Below are 4,739 nucleotides of genomic sequence, written 5' to 3' on the forward strand. Positions count from 1 at the left end.
GCGGGGTCTGACCGCTATTGCCTACTGCCAAATGAGCTGCGCACAGCGCTATACTAATAAAAAAAGTAATTACTTCTAATAAACTCACACTCAAAAAAGAAGTAATTACTTAAGATAGGATATTTAATTGAAAATAATTAGGATTAAGATAAAAATTAAATCAGTAAAATATCAAGGGAAGCCAGGTTTTGAAATAGGCAAGTATTAGGTCTTAAAACTGAGAAAAAAGCTTAAATTATCATGTCCTATCCTGTAGGATTAACCCCTTCCTAATTAACATCCGATAAAATACTTACATTTTTAATTCTAAAGCTCTTAATTTTAGGAACTCAGTATTAACACCAGACTCACGATTTAAAGCAATTTCACTAAAAAACTGAGGTCCAAAGCTTCCCCTTTTAATACCATTTCTCAAAAACTTTTCTACATTTTGTTGACTAGGGGAGTGGGGGAGAAGAAAACAGAAGAATAATTAATATTAAATTAGCTAAAATTAGCATGCAAAGTGATTCAGCTTCTGCTAATTAGTTGATAACTAATAGTATTGCGCAAGTATAGCACTAATGCATGGGAATTGGTATAAGAGGATGAAAAGCGGTTGTTAGCGGAGCGGCTCTGATAAGAGCAGGAAACCTCGCCATCCCTCGATCAAGAAAATATTCAATTCAGTATTTTCAACCCTCCGACTAAAGCCGGAGGTACTGATAACTAATAACTGAAATGACTTATCCTAGCCATATTTAGCAAGTATTTGGACAATGGCAACTATTTTTCCTAGTGCGGAATGGCGGAAATAACTGACCAGTTACAAAATCCTAAAAGCTTTACCAATCAATACTTATGACTTCTGACTTCCGCGTAGCGACACTAGGTATCCTAAAACTTATAGTTAATTAGTCTTCAATTACATCACTTTTCACTTGAGTAGACTACAAGGTCAATCATCTATTGTGGAATTCACAGCTCTCGTTTCACCTACAACCTAATTTTTTAACTGTGGTTTACCCATCTAAAAACTGAGGTTTATACAAAAGAAAAATCACTGCTATTCAAATCCATATTTCTAACATTCTTGACAATACCAACCAAATCATCATTACTGTAAATAGCAGTTCCTTTTGGCAGTCCAGTAACATTTTCTCTTAATGTATAGTTATTACTACTCCCAGATAGTTGGATTTTATCACCTTTAGCACTACTGAAAGTATCAATCTGAGCATAATCATTTATACCATTTCCAGTGTAGTAAGCTTGACTATTATCACCTAAGATAAATAGATCGGCATGGGCATTACCCCGCAGAATATCTATTTCATTATAACCAGGTTGAGCAGAAGTTATATCTACTCCTGTAAGAGTATCCATACCAGAACCACCATTGATATTATCGTTACCAGAACCACCATTGATATTATCGTTACTAGAACCACCATTGATATTATCGTTACCAGAACCACCACTGATATTATCGTTACCAGAACCACCATTGATATTATCGTTACCACTGTCGCCATTCAGCAGATCGTCATCATTGCCACCATTGATATTATCGTTACCAAGGCCACCATTGATATTATCATTACCATTTTCACCATTGATCCTATCGTTACCCAGACCACCATTGAGTAGATCGTCACCACTTCTCCCAAGAAGTACATCATTGCCACCTTCACCGTGGATAACATCATTATCTACTGTGCCAAGCATACGGTCGTTCTTGTCACTTCCGTACATAGTATTGACGTTTTCAAGCTCAGGTGGAGTTTCATCCACATCAGTGACATTAATGGTCAACTGCTGGTTGAAACTTTCACTCTCACCATCAGTAGTTCTCACAGTAATATTATGAGTCTCATTACTTTCAAAGTCCAACCCTGAGCCATCAGCAATTACTATTTGGTCTCCATCGAGAGCAAAACGACCATTAGCATCATTTAATAATTCATAAGTATGAGTATCACCAGCATCAGGGTCAGAAGTAGTTAAATTACCCACCACTGTATTATTGTCACTATTTTCAGCAATAGTATTGCTATCTATTTGTACTGCTGTGGGAGCGCTATTGGGTGGAGTCTCATCAACATCAGTGACATTAATGGTCAACTGTTGGTTGAAACTTTCACCACCACCATCAGTAGTGCGCACAGTAATATTATGAGTCTGATTACTTTCAAAATCTAATTGAGAACCATCAGCAACTACTATTTGGTCTCCATCGAGAGCAAAACGACCATTAGCATCATTTAATAATTCATAAGTGTTAGTCTCGTCAGGATCAGAGTCAGAAATAGTTAAATTACCCACCACTGTATTATTGTTACTATTTTCAGCAATAGTATCGTTATCTATTTTTACTAAGTTGTCGCTAACTACATCTTGTTTGACGTTTTCGGAACCAACAGTAACTTCATAAGTAGCTGTATCATCTGCCTGACTATCCTCGTCGAGATCGCCAGAGAAGGTGACATCGTAAGTCGCATTTGGGTCTACATCTAAACTATAACCACCTGAACCCCAAGTTGTGGTAGTAAAAGTGTTAGCACTATTTGCTGTATCAACTGCTGTAACTGTTATTCCGCCGATTCCTTCACCAACTGTATAGAAGTCATCATTATTAACTGCATCAGTGTAGGCAACACCTGTAATAAATGGGCCGCCCGCCGCAGAATAAGCAAAATCTTGGGTAGTCATCACTGCATTGAAAGTTCTACCACGAGAAGTAAACTGGCCTTGTAGTGAAGAAATTCCAATTTCCTCAAATTTAGGGTTCATCAGACTTACACGATGAGCTCTATTACGGTAGTCTTCATCAACAAACAGGTTTTCGTAATTTCTCCCAACATAAATGGTGAAGTTTGGCCAACCCGTTGTTCCTAGCCAAGCAAGGTTTTCCCCATTACCCGAAGAGCCTGTGAATGTATATCCCGCATTCTGCATACGTTTTCTGGAGTTTGTACCACCTTCTCCTTTGTGTTGAAATTTATTATTATCTAGCAACCATTGACTGTGGCCTTCAGCAGCAGCATTGAGGTTGAGGTTAAATGCTAAAGGTTGTCTTGCATCAGTGGAGATTGTATCTTTTGTCCGGACTCCTTCATTTAGCTCTATCCCATAGCGATCTGCTTCTGCTTGAGGATTTGCTCGACCTCTGTTGATCAATTCGAGCATATATTGGTCTTGGGCGGAAGGAAGTGTGGTAGCCATAGTGTGTTGTGTTGTCAATTTAAACTGCAGTATTTGAATTGAAAAATAGGGATAATGTCTCTTGATGAATTAAAGTTTTTAGTAATTAAATATTGCTCGAAAAATCAGCCAAATCATGTAATTTAAATTCTTAATTAATTGAAAAAAAATTAACTACCTGCTTTATGTTTGAAGAACAAGTAATTAATTGGTTTCTTGTCTAGTTTGACATGGAATTTTGTAAAATCAGGCAGTAATTTTACAATCTAAAAAAATTAGTATTTTTGTCTTAAGTGAAAATACGATTTTTGAATTTTTTTTTTACCTAAAAAACGTACTTTGAGCAACCTTATTGTGGGTTATGCTTAAGGATATTATTAATTCATTTATTAAATGAATAAAAAAAAGTAATTACTTCTTATGAGGATGCACTCAAAAAAGGAGTAATTACTTAAAATCGGATATTTAATTGAAAATTACTAGGATTAAGATAAAAATTAAATCAGTAAAATATCAAGAAAAATCAGGTTTAAAAAAACAACTCATAGTCTTGAAACTGAGAGAAAAGAGCTTAAATTACCATTCCTTATCCTATAGGATTAACCCCTTTTTCATTAGCATCCTAGAAAATACTTACACTTTTACTTCCAAAGCTCTCAATTTTAGGAACTCAGTATTAACTCCAGATTCACGAGTTAAAGCAATTTTGCCTGTCCTAGCAATTTCACGGATACCGTATTTAGAAAGCATTTGGACAATGGCAACCATTTTTCCTGGGTCTCCTACTACTTCAATAGTTAATGAGTCGTCACCTAAGTCTACTACCCGCGCCCGAAAAATATTGGCAATTTCGACCACTTCTGATCGCATATTTGTAGTAGCATTAATCTTGAGTAACATTAACTCTCGTTCCACACAAGGAATAGCAGTAATATCTTGTACTTTCAAAACATTAATCAACTTATATAGTTGCTTGGTCAACTGCTCGATAACACGGTCGTCCCCAGGCACCACCATTGTAATTCTAGAAATACCAGTTTGTTCTGCTGGGCCAACTGCCAGACTTTCAATATTAAAACCACGACGGGCAAATAAACCAGCAATGCGGGTCAAAACTCCCGCTTCGTCTTCAACTAAAACAGAAAGAGTATGTTTCATTCTCTAAACCAGTAGCTATCTTGGCCAACCTATAGCGCTACGCGCAAGTCAGAAGTCAGAAGTCAGAAGTCAGAAGTCAGAAGTAATCCTTGACTAACTTTGAGTATTTATAAATGTCCGCTTCCTATCCTATTTGCGTAGTGCTATATTTGATATTTTGTTATTTTATACTAGAGTTTAGGTTTAATCGGGGCTAAAGTTTAGCTTTAATCGGGTTTTATCCGAGGAACAATTTTTACCGAAAAATTTTGGTCTAAAGCCTCCTGCCCTTTTAATGGGATAAAAGAGAATATTTCAGATTTCAAGCCTCCTTATTCCAGAGGTACTGATAACTGATAACTGATAACTGATAACTGATAACTGAAATTACAAGTTATGGCTGATGAAGGTTCAAGAAT

2 protein-coding genes are annotated in these 4,739 nt (G+C 36.4%); both read right to left on the reverse strand.

The window, feature by feature from the left end:
* Window positions 1-1,023: 1,023 nt before the first annotated feature.
* Entirely contained in the window at window positions 1,024-3,204 is a 2,181-nt protein-coding gene (locus AC3DU7_RS08785; RefSeq protein WP_488038973.1) for a cadherin domain-containing protein, read from the reverse strand.
* 612 nt (window positions 3,205-3,816) lie between these two features.
* Window positions 3,817-4,341 carry an acetolactate synthase small subunit gene (ilvN, locus tag AC3DU7_RS08790; RefSeq protein ID WP_488038974.1) on the reverse strand — a complete coding sequence of 175 codons (525 nt, stop codon included), beginning with the start codon at window positions 4,339-4,341 and terminating at the stop codon, window positions 3,817-3,819.
* Between the last annotated feature and the right edge of the window lie 398 nt (window positions 4,342-4,739).

This window comes from Okeania sp. (genome assembly GCF_983059655.1).

Excerpts from the sequence above, each read along its gene's own strand:
- AC3DU7_RS08785 (WP_488038973.1), bottom strand. The coding sequence starts at position 3,204 with ATGGCTACCACACTTCCTTCCGCCCAAGACCAATATATGCTCGAATTG.
- ilvN (WP_488038974.1), bottom strand. The coding sequence starts at position 4,341 with ATGAAACATACTCTTTCTGTTTTAGTTGAAGACGAAGCGGGAGTTTTG.